Annotated in this window: 21 protein-coding genes; 15 read left to right on the top strand and 6 right to left on the bottom strand. The window is 64.7% G+C overall.

Annotation, left to right across the window (positions count from 1 at the left end):
* Window positions 1-33 precede the first annotated feature (33 nt).
* Complete coding sequence (locus tag PMI42_RS15245; protein ID WP_035965752.1) at window positions 34-525, bottom strand: MmcB family DNA repair protein; 492 nt, start codon at window positions 523-525, stop codon at window positions 34-36.
* 283 nt (window positions 526-808) lie between these two features.
* On the opposite strand from PMI42_RS15245, the gene PMI42_RS15240 reads away from it, so the two are divergent.
* On the top strand, window positions 809-2,506 hold the full coding sequence (locus PMI42_RS15240) for an alpha-amylase family protein (RefSeq protein WP_008135567.1): 1,698 nt from the start codon (window positions 809-811) through the stop codon (window positions 2,504-2,506).
* A 176-nt stretch (window positions 2,507-2,682) separates the two neighbouring features.
* Here the strand turns inward: PMI42_RS15240 and PMI42_RS15235 are convergent, their stop codons facing one another.
* Complete coding sequence (locus PMI42_RS15235; RefSeq protein WP_008135565.1) at window positions 2,683-4,284, bottom strand: alpha-amylase family glycosyl hydrolase; 1,602 nt, start codon at window positions 4,282-4,284, stop codon at window positions 2,683-2,685.
* A gap of 181 nt (window positions 4,285-4,465) precedes the next feature.
* On the opposite strand from PMI42_RS15235, the gene PMI42_RS15230 reads away from it, so the two are divergent.
* Window positions 4,466-5,134 (top strand): MBL fold metallo-hydrolase, encoded by a 669-nt coding sequence (locus PMI42_RS15230; RefSeq protein ID WP_008135563.1) that lies wholly within the window; start codon window positions 4,466-4,468, stop codon window positions 5,132-5,134.
* Here PMI42_RS15230 and PMI42_RS15225 read toward each other — a convergent pair whose 3' ends face one another.
* Window positions 5,135-5,503 (bottom strand): winged helix-turn-helix transcriptional regulator, encoded by a 369-nt coding sequence (locus PMI42_RS15225; protein ID WP_008135562.1) that lies wholly within the window; start codon window positions 5,501-5,503, stop codon window positions 5,135-5,137.
* Between the two features lie 127 nt (window positions 5,504-5,630).
* On the opposite strand from PMI42_RS15225, the gene PMI42_RS15220 reads away from it, so the two are divergent.
* Window positions 5,631-5,933, top strand: a complete 303-nt coding sequence (locus PMI42_RS15220) for a hypothetical protein (protein ID WP_008135560.1) — start codon at window positions 5,631-5,633, stop codon at window positions 5,931-5,933.
* Between the two features lie 156 nt (window positions 5,934-6,089).
* On the opposite strand, the gene PMI42_RS15215 is transcribed toward PMI42_RS15220, so the two are convergent.
* Together PMI42_RS15215 and PMI42_RS15210 are read right to left on the bottom strand one after the other, a co-directional pair.
* A complete protein-coding gene (locus PMI42_RS15215) occupies window positions 6,090-7,253 on the bottom strand; it encodes an extracellular catalytic domain type 1 short-chain-length polyhydroxyalkanoate depolymerase (RefSeq protein WP_008135559.1) in 1,164 nt (387 codons plus the stop codon).
* Window positions 7,254-7,393: 140 nt separating this feature from the next.
* On the bottom strand, window positions 7,394-8,806 hold the full coding sequence (locus PMI42_RS15210; RefSeq protein WP_008135558.1) for an MFS transporter: 1,413 nt from the start codon (window positions 8,804-8,806) through the stop codon (window positions 7,394-7,396).
* A 160-nt stretch (window positions 8,807-8,966) separates the two neighbouring features.
* Here PMI42_RS15210 and sthA point away from each other — a divergent pair, with 160 nt between their 5' ends.
* From sthA to PMI42_RS15195, 3 genes are all read left to right on the top strand, one after another.
* Complete coding sequence (gene sthA / locus PMI42_RS15205; protein ID WP_008135557.1) at window positions 8,967-10,358, top strand: Si-specific NAD(P)(+) transhydrogenase; 1,392 nt, start codon at window positions 8,967-8,969, stop codon at window positions 10,356-10,358.
* 239 nt (window positions 10,359-10,597) lie between these two features.
* Window positions 10,598-11,833: an LLM class flavin-dependent oxidoreductase gene (locus PMI42_RS15200; protein ID WP_008135556.1), complete on the top strand. Its 1,236-nt coding sequence runs from the start codon at window positions 10,598-10,600 to the stop codon at window positions 11,831-11,833.
* A 141-nt stretch (window positions 11,834-11,974) separates the two neighbouring features.
* Entirely contained in the window at window positions 11,975-13,351 is a 1,377-nt protein-coding gene (locus PMI42_RS15195) for a cytochrome P450 (RefSeq protein ID WP_008135555.1), read from the top strand.
* A 112-nt stretch (window positions 13,352-13,463) separates the two neighbouring features.
* Here the strand turns inward: PMI42_RS15195 and PMI42_RS15190 are convergent, their stop codons facing one another.
* Window positions 13,464-14,303, bottom strand: coding sequence for an SDR family NAD(P)-dependent oxidoreductase (locus tag PMI42_RS15190; protein ID WP_008135554.1), 840 nt, complete (start codon window positions 14,301-14,303; stop codon window positions 13,464-13,466).
* Between the two features lie 179 nt (window positions 14,304-14,482).
* Here PMI42_RS15190 and PMI42_RS15185 point away from each other — a divergent pair, with 179 nt between their 5' ends.
* From PMI42_RS15185 to PMI42_RS15145, 9 genes are all read left to right on the top strand, one after another.
* A complete protein-coding gene (locus PMI42_RS15185) occupies window positions 14,483-15,448 on the top strand; it encodes a sensor histidine kinase (RefSeq protein WP_008135553.1) in 966 nt (321 codons plus the stop codon).
* A 398-nt stretch (window positions 15,449-15,846) separates the two neighbouring features.
* Window positions 15,847-17,583 carry a putative bifunctional diguanylate cyclase/phosphodiesterase gene (locus PMI42_RS15180; RefSeq protein WP_008135552.1) on the top strand — a complete coding sequence of 579 codons (1,737 nt, stop codon included), beginning with the start codon at window positions 15,847-15,849 and terminating at the stop codon, window positions 17,581-17,583.
* A gap of 245 nt (window positions 17,584-17,828) precedes the next feature.
* On the top strand, window positions 17,829-19,013 hold the full coding sequence (locus PMI42_RS15175) for a substrate-binding domain-containing protein (protein WP_008135551.1): 1,185 nt from the start codon (window positions 17,829-17,831) through the stop codon (window positions 19,011-19,013).
* Between the two features lie 162 nt (window positions 19,014-19,175).
* Window positions 19,176-19,952, top strand: coding sequence for an ABC transporter ATP-binding protein (locus PMI42_RS15170; protein WP_008135550.1), 777 nt, complete (start codon window positions 19,176-19,178; stop codon window positions 19,950-19,952).
* Window positions 19,949-20,671, top strand: coding sequence for an ABC transporter ATP-binding protein (locus PMI42_RS15165; protein ID WP_008135547.1), 723 nt, complete (start codon window positions 19,949-19,951; stop codon window positions 20,669-20,671). The genes PMI42_RS15170 and PMI42_RS15165 overlap by 4 nt, the downstream gene beginning before the upstream one ends.
* Complete coding sequence (locus tag PMI42_RS15160; protein WP_008135545.1) at window positions 20,668-21,678, top strand: branched-chain amino acid ABC transporter permease; 1,011 nt, start codon at window positions 20,668-20,670, stop codon at window positions 21,676-21,678. Before PMI42_RS15165 ends, PMI42_RS15160 begins: the two co-directional genes overlap by 4 nt.
* On the top strand, window positions 21,675-22,760 hold the full coding sequence (locus PMI42_RS15155) for a branched-chain amino acid ABC transporter permease (RefSeq protein WP_008135542.1): 1,086 nt from the start codon (window positions 21,675-21,677) through the stop codon (window positions 22,758-22,760). Before PMI42_RS15160 ends, PMI42_RS15155 begins: the two co-directional genes overlap by 4 nt.
* Window positions 22,761-22,934: 174 nt before the next feature.
* Entirely contained in the window at window positions 22,935-26,045 is a 3,111-nt protein-coding gene (locus PMI42_RS15150) for a bifunctional diguanylate cyclase/phosphodiesterase (RefSeq protein WP_035965747.1), read from the top strand.
* A gap of 1 nt (window position 26,046) precedes the next feature.
* The coding region (locus PMI42_RS15145) for a sensor domain-containing diguanylate cyclase (protein WP_008135537.1) at window positions 26,047-26,770 on the top strand (724 nt) is incomplete at its 3' end.

The raw sequence follows: 26,770 nt of genomic DNA, 5'->3' as shown, positions 1-26,770 counted from the left end.
CCCCCCCCTACGCCAGCCGCGATCGCGGCGCCGCTACTCCCAAATTTCCGCATGCCCTTGCGGATCGACCAGCCGGTTGATCCGCAGCGCCGCCGCCATGGCGAACCTCACCGTCATCTGCTTGCGCGTGGCGGCTGCGATCTTGTGCTCCGGTGCCTCGCACTGCATGTGCGCGCCGTAGGCGTCGGCGATGATCAGGCCGGTATCTTGCGGAAAGATCTCGCAGGGCAAATCCTGCGTGAAGGCGAAGAACAGCCGGTCGCAATGGGCGCGGTATTCGTGCCATTTCTGGTCGGCGCGCAGATCCTCGACCGAGGACTTGATCTCGACGATCCAGATCTCGCCGCGCTCGTTGAGCGCCACCAGATCGGCGCGCCGGCCCGACGGCAGCGGCAACTCGCTGATGCAGGTGAAGCCGAGCGAGCGCAGCAGCCGCGCGGTGCCGCGCGCGATGGCGAGCGCCGTTTCGGATTGACGGCGATCAGGCGGCGGAACAAGAGCGATGTTGCGGGCGGTGTTGTCCATGGGGCGGAGATTAGCCGATTCCATCCTGCCCGTCATTCCGGGGCGTGCAAAGCGCGAGCTATGATGCGCAATTGCGCATCTGAGAATCCATAGCCACAGGGAGGGGGTTTACCGCGCAAGCTGGTCACCCCGAGTTATCGCAAAACGACTGCCTGTGGTTATGGGTCCCGGGCTCGCGCTTTGCGCGCCCCGGGACGACGGAGAGAGCGGGAACCTCCCCTTCCCCTCGTAATTATCACGCAGCCGCCGACAGTCGCGGGCGGACCGAAGAGGGCTGCCCTGCATGATCGACGATCTCTGGTACAAGAACGGCGTGATCTATTGCCTCTCCGTCGGCACCTATATGGATGCCAACGGCGACGGCATCGGCGATTTCAAGGGCCTGCTCCGCCGGCTCGACTATCTGCACGGGCTCGGCATCACCACGATCTGGCTGATGCCGTTCCAGACCTCGCCGGGCCGCGACGACGGTTACGACATCGCCGATTATTACAGCGTCGACGAGCGCTACGGCACGCTCGGCGATTTCGTCGAGTTCACCCATGGCTGCAAGCAGCGCGGCATCCGCATCATCATCGACCTCGTCGTCAACCACACCTCGGACCAGCATCACTGGTTCAAGGAGGCGCGGCGCGACAAGAACTCGCCCTATCGCGACTGGTATGTGTGGTCCGACAAGAAGCCGGCAGGCGCCAACAAGGGCATGGTGTTTCCCGGCGTGCAAAAAACGACCTGGACGCGCGACAAGGAAGCCGGCGCCTATTACTTCCATCGTTTCTACGATTTCCAGCCCGATCTCAACACCTCGAACCCGCATGTGCAGGCCGAGATCCTGAAGATCATGGGCTTCTGGATCCAGCTCGGCGTCTCCGGCTTTCGCATGGACGCCGTTCCCTTCGTGATCGCGACCAAGGGCGCGAAGGTGAAGAAGCCGGTCGAGCAGTACGACATGCTGCGCGCATTCCGCGAATTCCTGCAATGGCGGCAGGGCGACGCCATCATCCTCGCCGAAGCCAATGTGCTGCCGGAAACCGACATGGAATATTTCGGCCGCGACGGCGACCGCATGCACATGATGTTCAATTTCCACGTCAACCAGCATCTGTTCTACGCGCTGGCGTCGGCCGACTCGCGTCCGCTGGCGAAGGCGCTGAAGGCCACAAAACCGCGGCCGGCCGCGGCGCAATGGGGCCTGTTCCTGCGCAATCACGACGAGCTCGATCTCGGACGGCTGACGAAGGCGCAGCGCGACACCGTGTTCAAGCGCTTCGGCCCCGACAAGGACATGCAGCTCTACGACCGCGGCATTCGCCGCCGCTTCGCCCCGATGGTCGGCGGCGACCGCAGACGGCTCGAGCTCGCCTATAGCCTGATGTGCACGCTGCCGGGAACGCCGGTCATCCGCTACGGCGACGAGATCGCGATGGGCGACGACCTCTCGCTGCCCGAGCGCAATTGCGCGCGCACGCCGATGCAATGGTCGACCGAGCCGCATGGCGGCTTCACCAAGAGCCACAAGCCGGCCTGCCCCGTCATCGACGAGGGCCCTTACGGCTATGAGCACGTCAATGTCGCCAAGCAGCGGCGCGATGCCAATTCCATGCTGAACTGGACCGAGCGCATCGTCCGCATGCGCAAGGAAGTGCCGGAGATCGGCTGGGGCGATTTCGCCATCATCACGACGCGCGACCCCGCAATCTTCATCATGCGCTACGACTGGCGCAACAATTCGGTGCTGTTCGTGCACAATCTCGACGAGACGCCGCGCGAGACCGCGTTCTCGGTGGGGCTGCCCGGCAATGCCGGCGAGCATTTGATCAATCTGCTGGCGGAAGACCACAGCCGAGCCGACAAGCGCGGGCAACATCGCGTCGTACTGGAGCCGTATGGCTATCGCTGGTACCGGGTCGGCGGGCTGGATTATCTGCTGAAGCGCAGCGACATCGACGGGAATGCTGCGGGCAACAAGCACCCGGGGTGATGTGAAGCTGCCTTAGGATGCTCCGCAGCTTCCACGATCGTCATTGCGAGCGCAGCGAAGCAATCCAGACTGCCACCGCGGACCGATTCTGGATTGCTTCGCTACGCTCGCAATGACGGGGCAGAGAGCGGTGGCCATCCCTTCCGTTATCGCACGGTGCTTGTCCGGGACGACAGTCAGGCGGGCGGCTGCACTATTACGCCCTCATTCCCACGCAAATCCAGGACCCCTTCAAGCTTCTCGCCCTCGCGATCCAGAAACGTCGAGATAAGAATCTCGCTGCCAAATCGTATCGCGCTGGTCGTCACGGCAACCGGCTCCGGTCCGAGATTGAGCGCCACGATCACCGCCCGGCCCTCGACCTCGCGGCGGTAGATCAGGAGATCGCCTTGCGCCGCGATCGGGTGGTAATCACCGATCACCAGCGGCAGGCAACTCTTGCGCAGCGCGATCAGGCGCTTGTAGAGATTGAGGATCGAGCGCGTGTCGGCTTCCAGATTGACCACGTTCTCGTGGATGTGATCCTCCGGCAGCGGCAGCCACGGCCTCACCTCCGAGAAGCCGGCGAATTCCGACGAATCCCACTGCATCGGCGTGCGGCAGCCGTCGCGGCCGACGCCGATGCCGGGCACGTTCTTCTCGAAGGGATCGCGGACGTCCTCCGGCGCGATGGCGAGCTGGTGCATGCCGATCTCGTCGCCGTAATAGAGCGTCGGCGTGCCGCGCAGGGTGAGCAGAAGCATGGCGGCGATTCGGGCCTGCTCGGGCCCGACACGGCTTGCGACGCGCGGGCGGTCGTGATTGCCGAGCACCCAGTTCGGCCAGGCGCCTCTCGGCAGCACCTTCTCGTAATCCTCGATGATCGTCTCGATCGAACGGGCGCTCCAGAAGGTCGAGAGCAGCGCGAAGTTGAACGGCATCTGCGCGCCGGTGAGATCGTTGCCGTAATAGGCCATGAGGCGGTGCAGCGGCAGATAGACCTCGCCGATCAGCACACGATCGCCAAATGAATCGATGACGCGCCGCATCTGCGCGATCACGTCATGCACCTCCGGCTGGTCGGTGGAATATTGCGTCAGGATTTTTTCGTTCGGCGGGCGGCCTTCGACGTAATGCGGGTTTGGCGGGTTGTCGCGGAAGTCGGAATCCTTGACCAGGTGCCAGATCACGTCGACGCGAAAGCCGTCGACGCCCTTCTCCAGCCAGAACCGCATCACGTCGTAGATCGCGTCGCGGACATCGGGGTTGCGCCAGTTCAGGTCGGGCTGCTGGGCGAGGAAGGCGTGATAGTAATATTGACCTGTGGTCTCGTCGAAAGCCCACGCGCTGCCGCCGAACTCGGACAGCCAGTTGTTCGGCACGCCGCCATCGGGTGCCGGATCGCGCCAGATGTACCAGTCGCGTTTTGGGTTGTCGCGCGAGGACCGGCCCTCGATAAACCAGGGATGCTGGTCCGAGGTGTGGTTCGGCACGAGGTCGAGGATCAGCTTGAGGCCGTTGTCATGGGCCGCGGCGAGCAGCGCATCGAAATCCGCCATCGAGCCGAACAGCGGTTCGATGCCGGTATAGTCGGAGATGTCGTAGCCGAAATCGGCCATCGGCGAGGGAAAGACCGGCGACAGCCAGATCGCATCGACGCCGAGCGATTTCACATAAGGCAGCCGGCGCAGGATGCCGGCGAGATCGCCGACACCGTCACCGTCGCTGTCCTGAAAGGAGCGCGGATAGATTTGATAGAAGATGCCGTGCCGCCACCAGTGATCGTCGCCCTGTGCCATGTCGGAGAACCCACCCGAAAATCCGCCTCGCGCGAGAGAACGCGGAAGCAACGCCCCGGTTCAAACCAGCAGGCGAATTGGGACGGCCGTGTGACGGCGGGCACGCCGTTCCCGGACCCGGTCCTGTTCCCCGCACGAATCTTTTGCTTGGCCATAGGCCAAAAATCGGCATTGTGGCGCCATGAGCGAGCAGAATGAGACACAATCCAAGGCCGGCGCGATCATCGTCCCCGTGACGCTGTTCGAGCAGAACTGCACCATCATCTGGGACGAGCCGTCCAAGAAGGCCGTGGTGATCGATCCCGGCGGCGACGTGCCGAAGATCCTGGAAGCGATCAAGCAGACCGGCGTCACCGTGGAGAAGATCTGGCTGACCCACGGCCATATCGACCATGTCGGCGGCGCCGCGGACCTGCGCGATGCGCTGAAGGTGCCGATCGAGGGCCCGCATGAAGCGGACAAATTCCTGCTCGACAACGTGGTCGAGAGCGGCGCGCGCTTCGGCATGACGGGCGTGCGCAATTTCGCGCCGGACCGCTGGCTCAACGAGGGCGACAGCGTCTCGATCGGCGACCTGTCGTTCGACATCCTGCACTGCCCCGGCCACTCGCCCGGCAGCGTGGTGTTCTTCAACAAGGACTTGCGCTTCGCCCATGTCGGCGACGTCCTGTTCGCAGGCTCCGTCGGGCGCACCGACCTTCCCGGCGGCAGCCACGCGACGCTGATCGACTCGATCCTGACCAAGCTGCTGCCGCTCGGCGACGACGTCGGCTTCATCTGCGGCCACGGCGCCGGATCGAGCATCGGCCAGGAGCGGATGACCAATCCGTTCATCACCGGCGAGACGTGATTACTCGGCGGCGCCTGCGAGCGCCGCCGCCTCGCCCAGATTGCGTTCGCCCCATTCGCGGATCGCAGCGACGACGGGCACAAAGCTCTTGCCCTTGCGGGTCAGGCGATACTCGACCTTCGGCGGCACCTCGCCAAAATCCTTGCGGTCGATCAGGCCGCTCGTCGTCAGCGCCTTCAATTCACGGCTGAGCACGCGCGGGGTGATCTCGGCGCTGCCTTCCGTGCCGCGCAGCAGGCCGCTGCGGATTTCGCCATAGCGGCGCGGGCCGTCCTTGAGATCCCAGACGATGCGCAGCTTGTACTTGCCGCTGATCATTTTCTGAAACGCCGCGACCGAGCAGGCGCGCGCGGGAATTGCCTTCGCCATGTCGTCGCCTCCATGCGTTAGCCTTTCCGCCGAGGATAGGAGCAGCGGCGAAAAAGTCCATACTATCAAATTTGTCCATACTTGCGCGATCGCTCCCAAGGCGCACATGACGAACAGGGAGCGTCACATGAAGCACTTCATGATCAGATACGAATTCAGGAACGGCTCGACGGAGGAATGGCACCGGGAGATCGGCCGCTTCATCAAGGCGATCGACAACGATCCGGAACTGAAGGGACGGCTCAGCTATCGCTGCCTGAAGAACCGCGACGACGGCCAATACTTCCACCTCGCGAGCGTCACCGACGATGCCGCGCAAAAGACGCTGCAATCGCGCGAGTTCTTCAGGCAATATCAGGAGATGACGCGCAAGGTCGCCGGCGGCGAGGTCACGGTGACGCCGATCGAGATGATCGACGCGACGGCGTAGCGGTCATTCCGGGGCGCGCGAAGCGCGAGCCCGGAATCCATAACCACAGGACGATGTCGTTACGAGGACTCGGAGTTGCGCTTTCGCGCGCCACTTTATCATGTGGTTATGGGTCCCGGGCTCGCGACTGCGTCGCGCCCCGGGACGACAGCGGGGCTACTTCATCAATCCCGCGGCGGTCAGCGCGCGGGTGATGATCTGGCCGAGATCGAAGCCGCGGGCCTCGTGCTTCGGCTCGGCCGGCTCGTCAGCAACGGCGGCGCGGATCGAGCGGGCCAGATGCGGTGCCGGCGAGCGCGCCGGAGCGGGCCTTGCTTCCGCCGTCTTTGCCGCATCCGGAATCCAGCCGGTCAGGCCGAAGAACTTTGCGATGTGATAGGACGAGGAAATGCCGGCCTCGATCAGGAACGCGCCTTCGACGCCGTAGCGCTGGTCGTTGTCGGCGAGTCCAAGCGGCGTGCCGTGCGCCATGTCGGTGATGACGTAGGACTCGACCAGCGTCTCGCCGTCCTTGTTCCACCAGGTCTGGCGCGGATGTCCATCGACGACCGTCTCGGCCATCGGCGCGGCCGGCAGATCGTGCAGGTCGAGCCATTGCTTGACGATCTCATTGGCGTTGCCGGGATTGACGGTGCGGTCGGCGCTGCCGTGCCACACCGAGATTCTCGGCCAGGGCCCGCGATGGTCCGAGGCCCGCCGCACGAAATCGCCGAGCTCGCGCTCGGGCCTCTGCGGCGAATGAAACATGCCGTCCAGCGCCTCGCGCAGATTCGACGCGATGCCGTAAGGCAATCCGGCGATCACCGCGCCGGCCGAAAAGACGTCCGGATAAGTCGCGAGCATCACCGACGTCATGCCGCCGCCGGCCGACAGGCCGGTGATGAAGATGCGCCTGAGGTCGATGCGGTGTGTCCGAACCATATGCGCGGTCATCTCGCGGATCGAGCGCGCCTCGCCGCTGTCGCGCGCGGTGTCTTCGGGATTGAACCAGTTGAAGCAGGTGTTGCCGTTGTTGGCGCGCTGCTGCTCGGGCATGACAAGCGCAAAGCCGTAATGCTGCGCCAGCGTCGACCAGCCCGCGCCGAGATCGTAAGCCGCCGCCGTCTGGCCGCAGCCATGAAGCACGACGACGAGTGCGCGCGGCTTCTGAAACTGCGCCGGCACGAACGCGAACATGCGCAACGCCCCGGGATTGTCGCCGAAGCCCGTGATCTCTTCCAACGGGCTGGATACGTCCGCGCTCCGGCCGAAGTCGGTCAGGCGCAGGCCATCCATCTTTGGCAGATGTCTCAAGAGATCAAGATTTCTGGCGAGCGACACGGCAACTCCTGGCAGGCAACGTTCAACGTCCACCCAGACCAGATAGTTGCTGCACTGCGAAATAAAAAGACCGTGTGCTGTCGAACACCGTGATATTGCCGGAAAACCCGCAGAAATCCGCAGGTATTAACCACAATGCCTCAACTTCGAGCAGACGCAGGGCGCATCCACGACAGAAATGCGACGCAGATCATGATGAACACCGCAAACAATGCGAGCGAGACGAGAAATCCTGCGCGCGCTGATTGCAGAGTTTCGACCGCGAAGAACACCGCGCCGATTGTGGCCACTCCGGCCGCATTTCCGATCTGCGCCGTCGTGCCGTACATGCCGGACGCCGAGCCTGCTGCGACAGGTTTCACCGTCGAGAGCACCACGCCCGAGAGCGGCGCCATCACCAGTCCCTGACCATAGCCGAAGATGCCCATGGTCAGCGCGAGCGCGATCGGGGCCGGTGCGTCGACATCGACAACGACAAGCGCGAGCGCCGCGAGGCCCGCGATCTGAAGCACGCATCCCTCGATCAGCACCTTGGCGCCGCGATGCTTCGCTCGCGCGCCGCTGTGGCGCGAGGCCACGACGAACGCCAGCGCGAGCGGCATGCAGCTCAGGCCGGCCGTGAGTGGCGGGATCTTCAGGCCGCGCTGCATGAACAGCGTGATGACGAGGTAGAATGACAGATTGGCGACGAAGAAGAAGAACACAGCGCCGAGGCCGCGCAGGAAGGCGGCATCGGATAACAGCGTCAGGTCGATCAGCGGCATGCCGCCGGAGCGCGCGACCGCATGCTCGAGCCTTGGGAATGCCGCCAGGATCGCGGCGCCAACGGCCATCAAGGCCCACAGCCCCGGCGCCCAGCCGACATCATGGCCCAACAGCAGCGGCCCGATCAGGCACAGCAACCCCGCGAACAGCGTCACGCTGCCCTTGATGTCGAGCTTCGTCCCTGATCGCCGCGGCATCGACGGCATGATGCGCCAGGCGGCGCCCGCAATCGCGAGGCCGCAGGGCACGTTGACGAAGAACACCGCGCGCCAGCCGGTGCCGGCGAGATCGAGCGTGACAAGAAGACCGCCGAGCAGGAAGCCTGCGGCACCCGCAAGTCCGAGCACGATGCCGTAGATGGCGAAGGCGCGGTTGCGCTGGCCGTCGGTGAACAGCAGATGCAAGGTCGCCAGCACCTGCGGCACCATCAGCGCGGCGGTCGCGCCCTGCGCCAGCCGGGCGACGATCAGCTCCATGCCGGATTGCGCGAGCCCGCACCACAGCGAGGTCGCGGTGAAGCCGAGCACGCCGGCCAGGAAGACGTTCCTGGTGCCGTGGATGTCGCCGAGGCGGCCGCCGGTGACGACCAGCGTGGCATAGGCGATCAGATAGATCGCAATCACGGATTCGATCTGGGCCGGCGTCGCATGCAGGTCGACCGCGATGGTCGGAATGGCGACGTTCACGATGAAGGCGTCGACGCCGAACATGAATTGCGCCGCGACGACGATCGCCAGCACCGACCAGCGGCGGGTCGAATTGGTTGGCTTTGTGACGGTTTGATGCATCGGCGTGCGGCCCTTCCGGAATTTATTCGCACGCCAGGCTCGCAGATCGGCGTCATCCGCGCGATTACCTCCGAGGTAGGACTTGCTTTCCCCTTGCCGCCTTGGCCCGATTGCTGCATGGCAACTCCCGCTGGTTTCTGCGGGCTCGGAAGTCTTCCGGATGTACGACTACGACATGGTGGTGATCGGCTCGGGCCCGTCGGGGCGCCGGGCCGCGGTGCAATGTGCCAAGCTCGGCAAGGCCGTGCTGGTGGTCGAGAAGGGCCGGCGGGTCGGCGGCGTCTCCGTCCATACCGGTACGATTCCCTCGAAGACCTTGCGCGAGACCGTGCTCAACCTGTCCGGCTGGCGCGAACGCGGCTTCTACGGCCGCTCCTACCGGGTGAAGCAGGACATCGCCGCGAGCGATCTGATGACCCGGCTGCAGAAGACGCTCGACCACGAGGTCGAGGTTCTCGAGCATCAGTTCAGCCGCAACCTCGTTCGTACCGCCAATGGCGAGGCGCGGCTTGTGTCGCCGCACGAGGTCGAGATCACCAGCGCCATCGGCGAAGTGAAGGTGGTGTCGGCCGCCTTCATCCTGATCGCCTGCGGCACGCGCCCGTTCCGGCCCGACTACGTGCCGTTCGACGGCACGACCGTGCTCGACAGCGACGAGATCATCGAGCTGCCGAAGCTGCCGCGCAGCCTCGCCGTGATCGGTGCCGGCGTGATCGGCGTCGAATACGCCACCATCTTCAGCGCGCTCGACGTGCCGGTTACCCTGATCGAGCCGCGGCCGACCTTCCTGGATTTCATCGACAAGGAATTGATCGACGAGTTCATGCACGAGCTGCGCGACCGCAACGTCGCGCTGCGGTTGGGGGCCAAGGTCAACTCGATCGAGAAGACGGCAACGGGCAGCATCGTCACGCATCTGTCGGACGGGCGGCACGTCACCACGGAAATGCTGCTGTTCGCGGCGGGCCGCGTCGGCGCCACCGACCGGCTCAATCTGGAGGCCGCCGGCATCGTCGTCGACCATCGCGGCCGCATCTCGGTCGACCCCGTCACCTTGCAGACCAGCGTGCCGCATATCTACGCCGCCGGCGACGTGATCGGCTTTCCCAGCCTGGCCTCGACATCGATGGAGCAGGGCCGCGTCGCCGCCTGCCACGCGCTCGGCATGGAGCCGATGGCACCGCCGGAATTCTTTCCCTACGGCATCTATTCGGTGCCGGAGATTTCGACCGCAGGCCTCACCGAGGAAGAGGTGCGCACGCGCGGCATTCCCTACGAGGTCGGCATCGCCCGCTTCCGCGAGACCTCGCGCGGGCACATCATGGGGCTGAACAGCGGCATGATGAAGATGATCTTCTCGACCAAGACGCGCCGGCTGCTCGGCGTGCACATCCTCGGCGAAGGCGCCACCGAGCTGATCCATATCGGCCAGGCCGTGCTGAACCTCAAAGGCACGATCGACTATTTCATCCAGAACACGTTCAACTATCCGACGCTGGCGGAGGCGTACAAGATCGCCGGCCTCGATGCGTGGAACAGGATGACGAGGTAAAGGCTGAGACAGAGCCCGTGGCGGCGCGTAGCCCGGATGGAGCGCAGCGAAATCCTGTGTCTGTCCGCGCAGTGAGATAGCCCCGGATTGCGCTGCGCTCCATCCGGGCTACGGCAGCTTACTCTCGCCTCTACGCATGCCTGCATTCCGCAACACGGGACATCGCACGATTGCGTTCGTGCCATCAGGCACGTAGCCTCACCCTCTCAACAAACAAAAAACTCACTGGAGAGAACGCCATGGCGCGCCTGAAGTTCGGAGCCTTTCTTGCCCCGCATCACCCGATCGGGGAGCATCCGATGCTCCAGTTCCGGCGCGATCTGGACCTGGTCGAGCAGCTGGACGCGCTCGGTTATGACGAGTTCTGGTGCGGCGAGCATCATTCCTCCGGCTGGGAGATGATCGCGTCGCCCGAGATGTTCCTGGCGGCAGCCGGCGAGCGCACCAAGCGGATCAGGCTCGGCACCGGCGTGGTGTCGCTGCCCTATCATCACCCCTACAACGTCGCGCAGCGCATGGTGCAGCTCGACCACATGACCGGCGGCCGCGCCATCTTCGGCTCCGGTCCGGGCGCGCTCGCGTCCGACGCGCACACGCTCGGCATCGACCCGATGACGCAGCGCGACCGCCAGGACGAGGCGATCGGCGTGATCCGCCGCCTGTTCAGCGGCGAGCGCGTCACCGCCAAGAGCGACTGGTTCACCATGAACGACGCCGCGCTGCAGATCCTGCCGTTGCAGGAGGAGATGCCGTTCGTGGTGGCCTCGCAGATCTCGCCCTCGGGCATGACGCTCGCCGGCAAATACGGCATCGGCATCATCTCGCTGGGTTCGATGACGACGCAGGGCCTGATGTCGCTGCAACAGCAATGGCAGTTCGCCGAGGATGCCGCCAAAAAGCACGGCACCACGGTGAACCGCGCCGACTGGCGCGTGCTGCTGACCTTCCACATCGCCGAAACCCGCGAGCAGGCGCGGAAGGAAGCCGGCGCCGGGCTGATGCGCTGGCACAACGAATATAATGTCGGCACGCTGCAGCGGCCGGGCCTGACCGCGTTCTCGTCTCCCGATGAAGCCGTGGACAAGACCGCCTTCGTCGAGGGCGCGGCCTCCACCATCGGCACGCCCGACGATCTCGTCAAAACCATCAAGAACGTGATGCAGGTCTCCGGCGGCATCGGCGCCGTGATCGGCTTCGTGCACGACTGGGCCAATCCGGAAGCGACGCGCCGAAGCTGGGACATGGTGGCGCGCTATGTCGTGCCTGAAATCAACGGCTACATCGACGGCTTGCGTAGGTCGCAAAAATTCGTGATCGAGAACCGTGCGATCTTCGAGCGTGCGGGACAGGCCGTGATGGCCAAGATCATGCAAAACGAGAAGGCCGCCGAGGCGCTGAAGGTGACCGGCCCCGGCCGCGTCGCCATTCCCGCCGTCAACGCGCCGGATTTGCAGAAGGAAGCGGCCAAGCGGTAGGCCTCATCGTGATGACAGGTGTAACCACGATCTCAAGCCGGCGAGACCGGCCTGTGCTATGCTGACCCCGTCAGCTGGCGCAGGCCGCAATCATGCCGCGGTCGTGCGCTTCCTGTTCGGTCGCCAACCGGAGCAATCGTCATGTCGATGCAGAATGTGGCCGCCCCTGCGCTTCAGTACACCGCGCCCAGGCGCAATGAGCTGACACACATCCCCGGCGACGAGGGCTGGCCGATCATCGGCAAGACCTTTCAGGTGCTGGCCGATCCCAAGGGGCACATCGAGGCGAACGGCGCCAAATACGGCCCGGTCTACCGCACCCACGTGTTCGGCGAGACCAATGTCGTGCTGCTCGGGCCCGAGGCCAACGAACTCGTGATGTTCGACCAGCAAAAGCTGTTCTCATCCACGCATGGCTGGAACAAGGTGCTCGGCCTGCTGTTTCCGCGCGGATTGATGCTGCTCGATTTCGACGAGCACCGGCTGCACCGCAAGGCGCTGTCGGTCGCGTTCAAGTCCGGGCCGATGAAATCCTACCTGTCCGACCTCGACCGCGGCATCGCCGCCCGGGTCGCGCAGTGGAAGGCCAATCCCGGCGAGATGCAGCTTTACCCTGCGATGAAGCAGCTCACGCTCGATCTGGCAGCAGCCTCCTTCCTCGGCGCCGACATCGGTCCGGAGGTCGACGAGATCAACCGCGCCTTCGTCGACATGGTCGCGGCCGCGGTCGCACCGATCCGCCGTCCCCTGCCGGGCACGCAGATGGCGCGTGGCGTTGCGGGGCGCAAGCGCATCGTCGCCTATTTCCGCCAGCAGATTCCGCTCCGCCGCGGCAATCATGGCGGCGATGACCTGTTCTCGCAGCTCTGCCGCGCCACCCATGAGGACGGCGCGCTGCTGTCCGAGCAGGACATCATCGACCACATGAGTTTTCTCATGATGGCGGCGCATGACACGCTGACCTCGTCGCTGACGTCGTTCGTCGGCGAGCTCGCCGCCAATCCGGACTGGCAGGATCGCTTGCGCACCGAGGTTCAGGCGCTCGGGCTTGCGCCTGACGCCCCGAGCAGCTTCGACGACCTCGAAAAGATGCCGCTGTCGGAGATGGCGTTCAAGGAGGCGCTGCGGATCAAGCCGCCGGTGCCCTCGATGCCGCGCCGGGCGATGCGCGATTTCACCTTCAAGGGCTTCACGATTCCCGCCGGCACCGCGGTCGGCGTCAATCCGCTCTACACCCATCACATGAAGGACATCTGGCCGGAGCCTGACCGCTTCGACCCCCTGCGCTTCACCGAGGAGGCCCAGCGTGGCCGCCACCGCTTCGCCTGGGTCCCGTTCGGCGGCGGCGCGCATATGTGCCTCGGCCTGCACTTCGCCTACATGCAGGCGAAATGTTTTGCGCGGCACTTCCTGCAGAACCTCGAAGTGTCGCTGGAACCGGGCTACAAGCCGGACTGGCAGATGTGGCCGATCCCGAAGCCGCGGGATGGGTTGAAGGTGCGGGTGAAGGCGGTGTGAATTCGTAGGGTGGGTTAGCCGAAGGCGTAACCCACCTCTTTGATCTCCGCGACGACAGAAGTGGTGGGTTACGCTTCGCTAACCCACCCTACGGCTTCGGCTTCCGCGGCCGCTACGCCCCCTGGTCGAACGCCTTGCGCAGGGCCGACAGGCCCTGCTGCTGCTGGCTCCAGTTGCGGCCGCCGGTCATGGCGCCGTCGATGACGAGGTCGTGGCCGTTGATGAAGCTGGATTCGTCGCTCGCCAGGAACACCGCCGCATGGGCGATGTCATCAGGAATGCCGGCGCGCGGGATCGGCTGTGCGGCCTTGTAGACATCGCGCATCACCGCCGGCGTCTTCTCGGCGGCTTCCGTCGACAGGCCCAGCGCCTTGCCGAAGATGCCGGTCGCGATCGCGCCGGGTGAGATCGAGTTGACGCGGACGTTGGATTCTCCGAGCTCCATCGCCACGCATTTGGTCAGATGGATCACAGCAGCCTTGGCCGCCCCGTACACCACCGACGACGAATAGCCGGCGAGACGGCCGGCAATGCTGCCATTGTTGATGATGCTGCCAAAACCCTGCTTCTTCATGTGGGGCGCCGCGTGCTTCATGCCGAGCATGACGCTGCGGACCAGGGTCGCCATCGCCGCGTCGAAGCGCTCGACCTCGAGGCCCTCGATGCCCCCCGTCTGCGCCGGGCCGCCGGCATTGTTGAACAGGCAGTCGATGCGGCCGAACTTTTCCACCGCAAGCGCGATCAGCGCCTGCATCTGCACTTCTGCGGTCACATCGGTCTGCCGGAAGACGCAATTGGCCCCGAGCCGCGCTGCCAGCGCCTCGCCCTCCGGTATGCGCCGGCCCGCGATCACAATTTTGGCACCTTCGGCAACGAAGACTTCCGCAGTCCGCAATCCGATGCCGCTCGTCGCGCCCGTGATCACCGCGACCTTGCCGTCCAGCCTGCCCATGGAATGTCCCTGTTTTCGAACCATTTGAAACCAAAAGGCAGACACCGATCGATGACGCCGCCGCGACGATCGGCGCCGCGACGCTCACTATTCCTGCCGGCTTCCAACAAGGCAAGCTTTGCTTGCGCTGGCGAGATGCGTAACATTCGCAACCAACGCAGATCGCAACCGGGCGGCGCATGGAGAAGCTGATCGACGAATTCCGCAAGAGCTGGCAGGGCCTGGCTCCGCCGTCGCTCAGCCTCAGCATCGCCTTTGCGGTCGCCTGCGTGCTGGTTGCGACGCTGGCGCGCTGGGGGCTCGCGCATGTGCGGCCCGACGTCTACTTCACCCCGTACTTTCCGGCCGTGTTCTTTGCCGCCGCCTTCGGAGGCTTCCGGATCGGCATCGTGACGGCGATCGTCGGCGGCGTGCTCGGCGTGGTCGTGAATTTCGGCGATGCCTTCGCCGATCGCGCGCGCTTTGCCCTGCTCGCCCTCTATTGGGCGGTCTGCGCGCTCACCATCTGGGGCGTCGAGCATTATCGCTCGCTTCTGATCGAGCAGCGCCGGATCTCCAAGCGCCTGATCGAGGAAGAGGACTATCGCAAGCTGCTGGTCGACGAGCTCCAGCACCGGCTGAAGAACAAGCTGTCGACGGTGCACGCCGTGATTCACCAGGTGCTGCACGACCAGCCGCAGATCTGGGCCCGGATCGATCCGCGGCTGCGCTCGCTGGCCACCACCGACGACCTGATCTCGCGGATCGACAAGGCGGGCTGCGACATCCGCGATCTGCTGATCTCAGAGCTCGGGCCTTACGGCCATGTCCGCTTCACCCTCAACGGCGACCGGCTGTTCCTGCCGCCCAAGCTCGCGGTGACACTGTCACTGATGTTCCACGAGCTCGCCACCAATGCCGGCAAATATGGTGCGTTCTCGTCGCCGCGCGGATTGTTGCAGGTGTCATGGACCGTCAGCGGCGATCGTCTGACCGTCACCTGGGACGAGACCGAGGGGCCGAGCATCGGCAAGGTGTCGGAGCCCGGCTTCGGCACGAAACTGCTGAAGTCGGCGCTGTCAGCCTTCGACGGCAAGACCGAGGTCTCGTATCTGGAGACCGGCCTGCATTGCATCATGCAATGCCGCATCCCCAAGAACGGGTAGGTTCTAATCTCGCAACGTAAGAGATGTGCTCCCTCCCCCGCTTGCGGGGAAGGGTTGGGGAGAGGGTGTCTCCGCAACTGGACACTCCCCTAGAAGAGAGAGCCCTCACCCCAGCCCTCTCCCGCAAGCGGGAGAGGGGGCGCACCGACATCGCCGCCACTCGATTCAACACAAGCTCATCCCGCGCGAAACTCCAAACAAACGAAAGCTATCCGCGCGCTCCATCAGCGGTTTCGCAAGTGGCATTGACGCTCTGTTAATGACGATCGGCGGCGCGCGTCGCATCGCCGCAAAACACCCCCGTATTTCTCCGGACCCCTTAACCAAACTTAAGAGGGAACCGCGCAAGATCGCGTCCATTGCAAAGGCGCGCTGAAACAACAAGATTCATGACTTCTATGAACGACAACAGATATTCCGGCGCGAGCGAAGCCGAACTCGGATTTCTCAAGGAAATCGTTAGAATGCTGCCGGCCGGCCTGACCGTGCAGGACGCGCAAGGCGAGCTTCTTCTGGTTAACGATGTCGCCGCCAGCCAGCTCGGCATGGATGGCAGCCGTCCCTCGCCCGATCTGACGCCGCGCCGTGAAGCCGGCGAGCGGGCCCTGAAATCCGGCCAGGCGGTCATCTCCGAGGAAGCGCTCCACGACGGAGCCGCACGCCAGGTGCTGCTGACCACCCATCGCCCCGTCAACTTTGCCGGACGCGAGCTGCTGATCTCGGCCTCGTCCGACATCACCGAGCAGAAGAATTTCGAGGACCAGCTGTTCCGCTCGGCCTATTTCGACGAGCTGACCGGCCTGCCCTCCCGGCGCGTGATCGAGCACCGAGCCAACAGCCTGCTCGCGAAAGATCGCGGCGGCGACCGTTTCGCGCTCGCCTTTCTCGACGTCGACAATTTCAAGCACATCAACGACTATTACGGCCACGCCGTCGGCGACGCGCTGCTGGTCGAGCTGTCGAAGCGGCTCGGGCGGGACTTGCGCGACTCCGACATGCTGTCGCGCATCTCCGGCGACGAATTCCTGCTGCTGCTCTCGCCGATCCAGAGCCAGGAGGAGGTCGCCGAGTTCATACAGTCGACGCTGGAGCGGCTGACGGCGCCGTTCTTCATCGACAATTCGGAGGTCTTTGCCTCAACCTCGGTCGGCATCAGCCTCTATCCCGATCACGGAAGCAGCTTCGAGACGCTGCGCCAGAACGCTGACATCGCGATGTACCGCATCAAGAACGACGGCAAGGGAATGGCCGCGTTCTTCGACGCCAGCATGGAGCGCGAGGCGCAGGCGCGGACCAAGATCGAACAGTCGCTGCGGCTCGCGATCCTGGAAAAGCGCTTCTGCTGCGCGTTCCAGTCCAAGGTCGACATCCGAACCCAGGCCGTGAAAGGCATCGAGGCATTGGTGCGCCTACGTGACGACGAAGGCGTGATCCAGGCACCCGGCTCGTTCATCAATCTCGCCAGCGAACTCGGGCTGATCGACGAGCTCACGCATCTCGTGCTCGCCGAGATCGTCAAGTCGATCGACCTGATCAACGAGACCTTCGGCGCGGAAGCGACCATCAGCATCAATGTCGCCGCCAAGCAGGCCGGCAAACCCGAGTTCATGCGCAGCTTTGCGCAGGCGCTGGAGGACACCGGCTTTCCGCAGCGCTTCATGATCGAGGTGACGGAAGACGCCTTCGTCGCCAAGAGCCATTTCCAGTCGGAGATCCTGCCGATGTTCCGCAAGCTCGGCGTCGGCATCTCGATCGACGATTTCGGCACCGGCTATTCCTCGCTCTCGGCGCTGGCCGACATCACTGCCGACGAGATCAAGATCGACCGCTCCTTCATCACCGACATCCACAAGCGCCCGCGCAGCCAGGGCATTCTGCGTGCGATCGAATCCCTGAGCGAGGCGCTCGGCATGACCGTGATCGCCGAGGGCATCGAGACCTATGAGGAGCTGGCTTATCTGCAGGCCGCGACCAAGATCCGCTACGCGCAGGGCTATTATTTCTCGCGGCCGGTCTTTCTGGAGGAGCTGAAGCTGGCAACGCCGGCCTCCAGCGAGTCACGCGGCAGCGTGGCAAACCGCCCGATGCAACACAACCGCCAGGGCTATTCGCGGGCGAGCGGGTATCGGCGGTAGACTCTTCCCATCACTTGACCTTATGTGACCCGAGCACCCCGATCCCGGGATGGCTTCGGCACGGGTCGACGCGCCCGGCCTGCCGATTTCTGCGGCAGTCGCGATCCGTTGCGGTCGCGTCAATCGATTGTCATGTGCGCACCCTGCAAGACCCGCCGGAAGGTGGAATTGCAATGTTCGTCAGGCTGTGCAAATCGCTGTAGCCAAGACATTCAATCAAGGCATTTCAATCAGGAGGGACCATCGTGCGCCGTTCACTCATCATAGCAACAACCATTCTCGGCCTGGCCGCGAGTGCCTCCGCGCGAGCCGACGATCTCAAGGTCGCGCTGATCTACGGCAAGACCGGTCCGCTCGAGGCCTATGCCAAGCAGACCGAGACCGGCCTGCAAATGGGTTTTGAATACGCCACCAAGGGCACGATGACGCTCGACGGCCGCAAGATCGTCGTCATCACCAAGGACGACCAGGGCAAGCCGGACCTGTCCAAGGCCGCGCTCTCGGAAGCCTATCAGGACGACAAGGCCGATATCGCGATCGGCACGACCTCGTCGGCCGCCGCGCTCGCCATTCTCCCCGTCGCCGAGGAGAACAAGAAGATCCTGATCGTCGAGCCCGCGGTCGCGGACCAGATTACCGGCGAGAAATGGAATCGCTACATCTTCCGCACCGCGCGCAACTCCTCGCAGGACGCGATCTCGAACGCGGTGGCGATCGGCAAGCAGGGGGTCACCGTGGCAACGCTGGCGCAGGACTACGCCTTCGGCCGCGACGGCGTCGCCGCCTTCAAGGAGGCACTCGCCAAGACCGGCGCGACGCTCGCCGCGGAGGAATACGCTCCGACCTCGACCACAGACTTCACCGCTGTGGGCCAGCGCCTGTTCGACGCGCTGAAGGACAAGCCGGGCCGCAAGGTGATCTGGGTGATCTGGGCCGGCGCCGGCAATCCGCTGGCAAAACTCCAGGACATGGATCCGAAGCGCTACGGCATCGAGCTCTCCACCGGCGGCAACATCCTGCCGGCGCTCGCCGCCTATAAGGGCCTGCCCGGCATGGAAGGCGCCACCTATTACTTCTACGAGATCCCGAAGAACCCGGTGAACGACTGGCTGGTCGCCGAGCACCAGAAGCGCTTCAACGCACCGCCGGACTTCTTCACCGCGGGCGGTTTCGCCGCCGCGATGTCCGTCGTCGCCGCCGTCACCAAGGCGAAGTCGACCGACACCGAGAAGCTGATCACGGCGATGGAAGGCCTGGAGTTCGACACGCCGAAGGGCAAGATGGTGTTCCGGAAAGAGGACCATCAGGCGCTGCAGAGCATGTATCACTTCAAGGTCAAGGTCGATCCGAACGTCGCCTGGGCCGTGCTCGAGCCGGTGCGCGAGCTGAAGATCGAGGACATGGACGTTCCGGTCAAGAACAAGCGCTGAGCTGTCTTGCTTCACCTCTCCCGCTTGCGGGAGAGGCCGGGAGAGGGTTTTTCCTCTTTGGGGGTTCTCGATTGCTGAGACACCTCTCCCCTGCCCTCCCCCGCAAGCGGGGGAGGGGGCGCTCCGTGATCGCGGATACATCCCAAACTCATCAGACCCTCAATGACGCTCTCCCTCGAAACCCGCGACCTCACCATCCGCTTCGGCGGGCATGTCGCGGTCAACAACGTCTCCTGCACGTTCCGCCCGGGCGAGCTCACCGCCATCGTCGGCCCGAACGGGGCCGGCAAGACCACCTATTTCAATTTGATCTCGGGCCAGCTGCGCGCCTCACAGGGCAGCATCCTGTTCGACGGCACCGACATCACCCAGCACTCCGCGCCGCTGCGGACCCGTGCGGGTCTCGGGCGCGCATTCCAACTGACGAACCTCTTTCCGAACCTCAGCGTGGAAGAGAACGTCCGCCTCGCGGTGCAGGCTGCGAACGGCACCCATTACGACATGCTGCGCCCCTGGATGGTCCGCCGCGACCTGATCGCGCGCGCCGACGCCATTCTCGACCAGGTCGCACTGGGCAATCGCCGCGGCGTCACCGCCACCGCGCTGTCGCATGGCGACCAGCGCAAGCTGGAGGTCGCGCTGATGATCGCGCTGGAGCCGAAGGTCTTCATGTTCGATGAGCCGACCGCGGGCATGAGCATCGACGAGGTGCCGGTCGTGCTGAACCTCATCGCGCAGCTCAAGCAGGACAAGAGCAAGATCATCCTGCTGGTCGAGCACAAGATGGACGTGGTGCGCTCGCTCGCCGACCGCATCATCGTGCTGCATAACGGCCAGCTCGTTGCCGACGGTCTCCCGGCCGAGGTGATCGCCTCACCGATCGTGCAGGAAGCCTATCTCGGCGTTGCGCCCAAGAAGGCTGCGGAGGGCGCAGCATGAGCGATCTCCTCAAACTCTCCGGCGTGCACACCCATATCGGCCGCTACCACATCCTCCAGGGCATCGACCTCGCCGTCCCGCAGGGACAGGTCACGATGCTGCTCGGCCGCAACGGCGCCGGCAAGACCACGACGCTGCGCACCATCATGGGCCTGTGGCAGGCCTCCAGCGGCGAGATCAGCCTTAACGGCGAGCGCATCGAGAGCCGCACCACGCCCGATATCGCCCGGCTTGGCGTCGGCTATGTGCCCGAGAGCATGGCAGTGTTCTCCGACCTCACCGTGAAGGAAAACCTTGTGCTGGCGGCGCGCGACGGGCCGCTCGACGACAAGCAACTGGAATGGATTTTTGGCTTCTTCCCGGCGCTGCGGCGGTTCTGGCTATCGCGCGCGGGGAGCCTCTCGGGAGGGCAAAAACAAATGCTCTCGATCGCACGCGCCATCATCGAGCCGCGCAAGCTCTTGCTCATCGACGAGCCGACCAAGGGGCTGGCGCCAGCGATCATCGTGGCGCTGATCGAGTGCCTGAAGGAGATCAAGCGCAAGGGCGCGACGATCCTGCTGGTCGAACAAAATTTCTTTGCCGCCCGCGAGCTCGGCGACAACGTGCTGGTGATGGACAACGGCACCATCGTCCATCGCGGCGAGATGGCGGCGCTCGCCGCCGACGTGCCGCTGCAGGAGCGGCTGCTCGGCCTGAGCCTGGAGGCGCATCAGTGACTGACCTTGCCGCAACCGATCCGCTGCCGAAACCGAAGCGCGATCTCGCGCCGATCCTGCTGCCGATCGCGCTCGCGCTTGTCATGATTCCCCTGATCGGCTCGCCCAGCACCTGGCTGACCCTGACGGCAGCGAGCCTCGCCATGGGCATGATGATCTTCATCATGGCCTCGGGCCTGACGCTGGTGTTCGGCCTGATGGACGTGCTCAATTTCGGCCACGGCGCCTTCATCGCGGTCGGCGCCTATGTCGCGACGCTGGTGTTCGCGCCCTTCGCGGCATCCATTCAGGCGGATTCGCTCTGGGTGAACCTCGCCGTGCTGGCGCCCGCGGCCCTGCTGTCGATGGCGGTCTCCGGCGCGCTTGGCCTGGTCGTCGAGCGCGTGCTGATCCTCCCCGTCTACGGCCAGCATCTGAAGCAGATCCTGATGACGACGGGCGGGCTGATCGTCGCCGAGCAGACGCTCTATGCGCTGTGGGGGCCGCAAATCATCCCGATGCCGCTGCCGACCTCGCTGCGCGGCTCGTTCATCCTCGGCGACGTCGCGATCGCCAAATATCGCGTGCTGGCAACGCTGATCGGTCTTGCCGTCTTCATTGCGATCCAGCTCGTGCTCAACCGCACCAAGCTGGGCCTGCTGATCCGCGCCGGCGTCGAGAACCGCGAGATGGTGGAGGCGCTCGGCTACCGCATCCGCCGGCTGTTCCTCGGCGTGTTCATGACGGGCTCGGCGCTCGCCGGCCTCGGCGGCGTGATGTGGGCGCTCTATCGCGAGCAGGTCCACGCCTCCATGAGCGACGAGCTGACCGTGCTGATCTTCGTCGTCGTCATCATCGGGGGCCTGGGGTCGATCGGCGGCTGCTTCATCGGCGCAATCCTGGTGGCGATGGTCGCCAATTACGGCGGCTTCCTGGTGCCGAAACTTGCCCTCGTCTCCAACATCCAGCTGATGGTCGCCATTCTGATGTGGCGCCCGCGCGGCCTCTATGCGGTGACCAGCCGATGATGATTCTTTCCGGCGATCCGCCGCGCAGCCGCGTGCTCACGCTCGTCCTCATCGTCATCATCCTGGCGCTGGCCGCGACACCGTTCCTGTTCCCCGGTGCCAAGGCGCTGAACGTCGCGGCCAAGATCTGCGTCTTCGCCGCACTCGTCGCCTCCTACGATCTGCTGCTCGGCTATACCGGCTCGGTGTCGTTCGCCCACACCATGTTCTACGGCATCGGCAGCTACGCGATCGCGATCGCGCTGTACGGGATGGGCCCGAACTGGGCTGCGGTCGCGACCGGCATCGTCGTCGGCCTGCCGCTCGCCGCGCTGCTCGCGCTCGCGATCGGGCTGTTCTCGCTGCGGGTCGCGGCGATCTTCTTTGCCATGATCACGCTGGCGGTCGCATCCGCCTTCCAGGTGCTGGCCTCGCAGCTGTCCTGGCTGACCGGCGGCGAGGACGGGCGCAGTTTCCAGCTGCCCGAGCTGCTGCGCCCGGGCACGGTGCTGATCCCCAAAGGCCTGTTCGGCTTCGAGGTCAACGGCCGCATCCTGACCTTCTATCTGGTGTTCGCGGTCTCGGCCCTGATGATCCTCGCTTTGCTACGCGTGGTGAACTCGCCGTTCGGGCGCGTGCTGCAGGCAATCCGCGAGAACCGCTTTCGCGCCGAGGCGCTCGGCTTCCGCACCGTGTTTCACCTGACCTACGCCAATTGCCTCGCTGCCCTCGTCGCCGCCGGCGCCGGCATTCTGAACGCGCTGTGGCTGCGCTATGCCGGCCCCGACACCTCGCTCAGCTTCTCGATCATGCTCGACATCCTGCTGATGGTCGTGATCGGCGGCATGGGCACGATCTATGGCGCGATCATCGGAGCCACGATCTTCATCCTCGCCCAGAACTATCTGCAAGCGCTGATGGGCGTCGCCTCCAAGGCGGCGAGCGAAGCCGGCCTGCCGCTGCTGCCGGGACTGTTGCATCCCGACCGCTGGCTGCTCTGGCTCGGATTGCTGTTCATCGCCAGCGTCTACTTCTTTCCGACCGGCGTGGTCGGACGGTTGCGCCACGACGGTGGCGACAAGGGCGCGGGCGCCTCGCATTAAGACGCGATTAACGATGCAGCGCAGCGATTGTCGCGCCGGCCATGCAACCGCGAAGTGATTCACGCCTGGATGCCGGCAGGCGCGGCTACGCAACCGGATTAACGCTTAGGTAACTGGCTTTCCTAAGCATTATGCCATTTGTGCGGTGTATTCCTGTCCCTCCAGGGAGGGGGAATGCGCCAGGTCTTCGCAGGGATCGCAACCAGGATGTCCCTAGCCGCTCGAAGCGGCTGGGAGGCAGCGATGCGGCGTGGACCCGTGCTGTGGCTAACCCTGAGCGGCGTGCTGCTGGTCGCGGGGATCTTCTTCGTGACCGCCATGGCCATCGGCGAGTTTCGCGAGCGGACGCTGGCCAACCGCGAACGCGAGCTGGAAAACACCGTGCAGCTGATCGCGCGGCATTTCGATCAGCAATTCCAGGATTCCGACGTCGTCGCCGCCGACCTGATCGGGCAGATGAACCTGCCGGGGATCAGCTCGCCCGCGATGTTCCGCGAGCGGATGTCGGGGCCGGCGGCCAATGAGATGCTGCGGGGCAAGATCAGCGCCGTATCCTATCTCGGCGACATCGTGATCTACGATGCCGATGGCGAGATCATCAACTGGTCGCGCTCCCAGCCGCTGCCCAAGATCAATGTCGCGGCGCGTGCCTATTTCCAGAGCTTCAAATCGAATCCGATGGCAGAGCCGGTGCAGCTGGAATCCGTGCGCTCCTATCTGATCGGCAAATGGACCACGATCGTGGCGCGGCGGCTGAGCCTGCCGGACGGCACCTTCGTCGGCGCGATGGTCCGGCGCATCGACCCGGACAGCTACCAGAACTATTTCGCCTCCGTGGCGCTTGCCGAGGGCACCGCGATCTCGCTGTTCGACCGCGAAGGCAAGATGCTGGCGCGCTACCCGCACGTCGAGGAGCTGATCGGCAGGAATTTCAAGGACGCGCCGCTGATGCGCAAGATGCTGGCCGAAGGCGGCCGGCACACGCTGCGCGTCAAAGGTCCGATCGACGCCGAGGACCGCCTCGGCTCGGCCGCATCGCTGAACCATTTCCCGCTGGTCATCGTCGCGACCAGCACCATGAGCGCCGCCCTTGCGGACTGGCGGCAGCAGACCGGCTTCATGGTCACGACAGCGACGCTTTCGGCCGCGGTGATCGCGCTGATCCTCTTCCTCATCATTCGCCAGATCAACCGGCAGAACCGCGAGGCCCAGGCGCGCATCGAATCGGAGCGGCAACGGCTCGACACCGCCCTGAACAACATGTCGCAGGGACTGATCCTGTACGATGCCGCCGGATACATCGTCACCTGCAACCGCCGCTATGCCGACATGTTCGGCCTCTCCTCCGACGTCATCAAGCCCGGCTGCCACATTCACGAGGCCATGCATCACCGCAAGGAGCGCGGTGCCTTCAATGGCGACGTCGAGGCGTTCTGCGCCGACGTGATGCGGGTCGTCGCCGAGGGCACGGTCTCCACCAGAATCCATGAACTGCCCAACGGCCGCGCCTTCCAGGTCATCAACACGCCGCTGGCGCAAGGGGGCTGGGTTGCGACGATCGAGGAGATCACCGACCGGCGCAATCTGGAGCAGGAACGCGATCGCAACTACATGTTCCTGCGCGAGATCATCGATCACATCCCCTCGCAGATCACGGTGAAGGACGCCCTGACGCGGCAATATCTGCTGATCAACCGGACCGCCGAGGAGCAGTTCGGTCAGTCCAGTGACGTCATCATCGGCAAAACGCCCTTCGACATGTATCCGGATCCCATCGCCAGGATCGTCGTCGACGACGACAGCAAGGCGCTGGAATCGGCCGACGGATTGTTCAAGGACGAGCATGCCTGGCAGAGCCAGACCAAGGGGCAGCGCTACATCACCTCGACCCGGATCGGCATCCGCGACAAGTCCGGCGAGCCGCGCTATCTCATCAGCGTCATCGAGGACGTCACCGAACGGCGGCGCGCCCATGAGAAGATCGCGCATATGGCGCATTACGATGCGCTGACCGATTTGCCGAACCGCACGCTGTTCCGGGAGCAGATCGAGCGCGAGCTGGAAAAGGTCGCCGGCGGCGAACAGTTCGCGCTGCTCTATATCGACGTCGACGAGTTCAAGGGCATCAACGATTCGCTCGGCCATCACGTCGGCGACGAGCTGCTGAAGGCGATCGCGACCCGCCTGCGCGGCTGCCTCAAGAAGAGCGACCTGATCGCGCGGCTCGGCGGCGACGAATTCGCGGTGATCCAGACCGGCATCCAGTCCTCCGCCGACGTGCTGTCCTTCGTGACGCGGATCTACGAGGCGATCCGGCAGCCCTATCACTGCCTCGGTCACCAGCTCTCCACCGACGCCAGCATCGGCATCGCGCTGGCGCCCCAGGACGGCACCGATCTCGACCAGCTCATCAAGAATGCCGACCTTGCGATGTACGGCGCCAAGGCTTCGGGACGCCGCACCCACCGCTTCTTCGAGCCGGAAATGGATGCGAGCGCCAAGGCGCGCCTGACCATGGAGCAGGATCTGCGTCAGGCCCTGGTGAACGGCGGCTTCGAAATCCACTATCAGCCGCTGGTCGATCTGCGCACCAACGACGTGTCGGGCTGCGAGGCGCTGCTGCGCTGGTGTCATCCCGAACGCGGCTGGGTGTCGCCGGCGGAGTTCATTCCGATCGCCGAGGATACAGGCCTGATCAACGAGCTCGGCGACTGGGTGCTGCGCATGGCCTGCAACGAGGCCGCAACCTGGCCGACGAATGTGCGGATCGCGGTCAACGTCTCGCCGGTGCAGCTCAAATGCGACACGCTGGCGCTGCGGATCGCAGGTGCCCTGGCCGCCTCCGGGCTCGCCCCCTCCCGGCTCGAGCTGGAGATCACCGAGGCCGTGCTGATCCGCGACGACGAGGCGGCACTGTCGATCCTGCACCAGCTCCGCTCGATCGGTGTGCGCATCGCGCTCGACGATTTCGGCACCGGCTATTCCTCGCTGAGCTATCTGAAGCGCTTCCCGTTCGACAAGATCAAGATCGACCGCTGCTTCGTCGCCGACATGACGGAAGCGAGCGGCGCGCCCGTCATCGTGCAGGCGGTGGTGAACATCGCCGCCGCGAGCCACATGACCACGGTTGCCGAAGGCGTCGAGACCGAAGCCCAGCGCGAGATGCTGCGCGCGCTCGGTTGCACGGAGATGCAGGGCTATCTGTTCAGCAAGCCGAAGCCGGCGGCCGAGGTCCGCAAGCTGTTCGGTCCGGGAGACGCCGTGCCCGTGGCGGCGGTGGCCTGAGATGGCGAAGCCAGGCAAGGCCCCCGCCAAGACCATCGACGTGGCCGACTCCTATGCGGTGCGGCTGATGCAGCATCTGGTGGTGCCGACCTTCGTGATCGACCCCAAGCGCCGCGTCGTGATCTGGAACAGGGCCTGCGAGCGCCTGACCGGCGTCGCCGCCTCCGAGGTGATCGGCACGACACGACACTGGCAGGCCTTCTACGAGACCAGGCGCCCGTGCCTTGCCGACCTGGTCGCGCTCGACCGCCCCGAGCAGTTGCCGGAATTCTATTCGGAATATGCCGCGCGCGGCCATAACGGGCTCGGCTTTTCCGCGGAGAACTGGTGCGTGATGCCGAAGCTCGGCAGCCAGCTTTATCTCGCCATCGACGCCGGCCCGATCCACGACGAGGCCGGACATCTGATCGCCGTGGTCGAGACGCTGCGCGACCTCACCGACCAGAAGCGCGCCGAGACGGCGCTGAAGGAGCTCGCCACCAAGGACGGGCTGACCGGCCTGTCGAACCGCCGCTCCTTCGACCAGATGCTGATGAGCGAATGGGCCCGCGCCCAGCGCACGCAGAAGCCGATGGCGCTGCTGTTCGTCGACGTCGATCATTTCAAGCTGTTCAACGACCGCCACGGCCACCAGACCGGCGACGAATGCCTGCGCGCGGTCGCCAATGTCGTCAGCCGCCATGCCGTGCGCCCGCTCGACCTCGCCAGCCGCTATGGCGGCGAGG

The organism is Bradyrhizobium sp. YR681 (assembly GCF_000282615.1).
Lineage (GTDB): Bacteria > Pseudomonadota > Alphaproteobacteria > Rhizobiales > Xanthobacteraceae > Bradyrhizobium.
The sequence above is the reverse complement of the archived record's forward strand: the minus strand, read 5'-3'. Positions and strand labels throughout refer to the sequence as shown.

Coding starts and splice junctions, on each gene's coding strand:
- PMI42_RS15190 (WP_008135554.1), bottom strand. CDS start 14,303: ATGGGCAGGCTGGACGGCAAGGTCGCGGTGATCACGGGCGCGACGAGC.
- PMI42_RS15170 (WP_008135550.1), top strand. CDS start 19,176: ATGACGCTCTCCCTCGAAACCCGCGACCTCACCATCCGCTTCGGCGGG.
- PMI42_RS15200 (WP_008135556.1), top strand. CDS start 10,598: ATGGCGCGCCTGAAGTTCGGAGCCTTTCTTGCCCCGCATCACCCGATC.
- PMI42_RS15180 (WP_008135552.1), top strand. CDS start 15,847: ATGAACGACAACAGATATTCCGGCGCGAGCGAAGCCGAACTCGGATTT.
- PMI42_RS15225 (WP_008135562.1), bottom strand. CDS start 5,503: ATGGCGAAGGCAATTCCCGCGCGCGCCTGCTCGGTCGCGGCGTTTCAG.
- PMI42_RS15240 (WP_008135567.1), top strand. CDS start 809: ATGATCGACGATCTCTGGTACAAGAACGGCGTGATCTATTGCCTCTCC.
- PMI42_RS15155 (WP_008135542.1), top strand. CDS start 21,675: ATGATGATTCTTTCCGGCGATCCGCCGCGCAGCCGCGTGCTCACGCTC.
- PMI42_RS15210 (WP_008135558.1), bottom strand. CDS start 8,806: ATGCATCAAACCGTCACAAAGCCAACCAATTCGACCCGCCGCTGGTCG.
- PMI42_RS15185 (WP_008135553.1), top strand. CDS start 14,483: ATGGAGAAGCTGATCGACGAATTCCGCAAGAGCTGGCAGGGCCTGGCT.
- PMI42_RS15245 (WP_035965752.1), bottom strand. CDS start 525: ATGGACAACACCGCCCGCAACATCGCTCTTGTTCCGCCGCCTGATCGC.
- PMI42_RS15220 (WP_008135560.1), top strand. CDS start 5,631: ATGAAGCACTTCATGATCAGATACGAATTCAGGAACGGCTCGACGGAG.
- PMI42_RS15150 (WP_035965747.1), top strand. CDS start 22,935: ATGCGCCAGGTCTTCGCAGGGATCGCAACCAGGATGTCCCTAGCCGCT.
- PMI42_RS15235 (WP_008135565.1), bottom strand. CDS start 4,284: ATGGCACAGGGCGACGATCACTGGTGGCGGCACGGCATCTTCTATCAA.
- sthA (WP_008135557.1), top strand. CDS start 8,967: ATGTACGACTACGACATGGTGGTGATCGGCTCGGGCCCGTCGGGGCGC.
- PMI42_RS15195 (WP_008135555.1), top strand. CDS start 11,975: ATGTCGATGCAGAATGTGGCCGCCCCTGCGCTTCAGTACACCGCGCCC.
- PMI42_RS15165 (WP_008135547.1), top strand. CDS start 19,949: ATGAGCGATCTCCTCAAACTCTCCGGCGTGCACACCCATATCGGCCGC.
- PMI42_RS15230 (WP_008135563.1), top strand. CDS start 4,466: ATGAGCGAGCAGAATGAGACACAATCCAAGGCCGGCGCGATCATCGTC.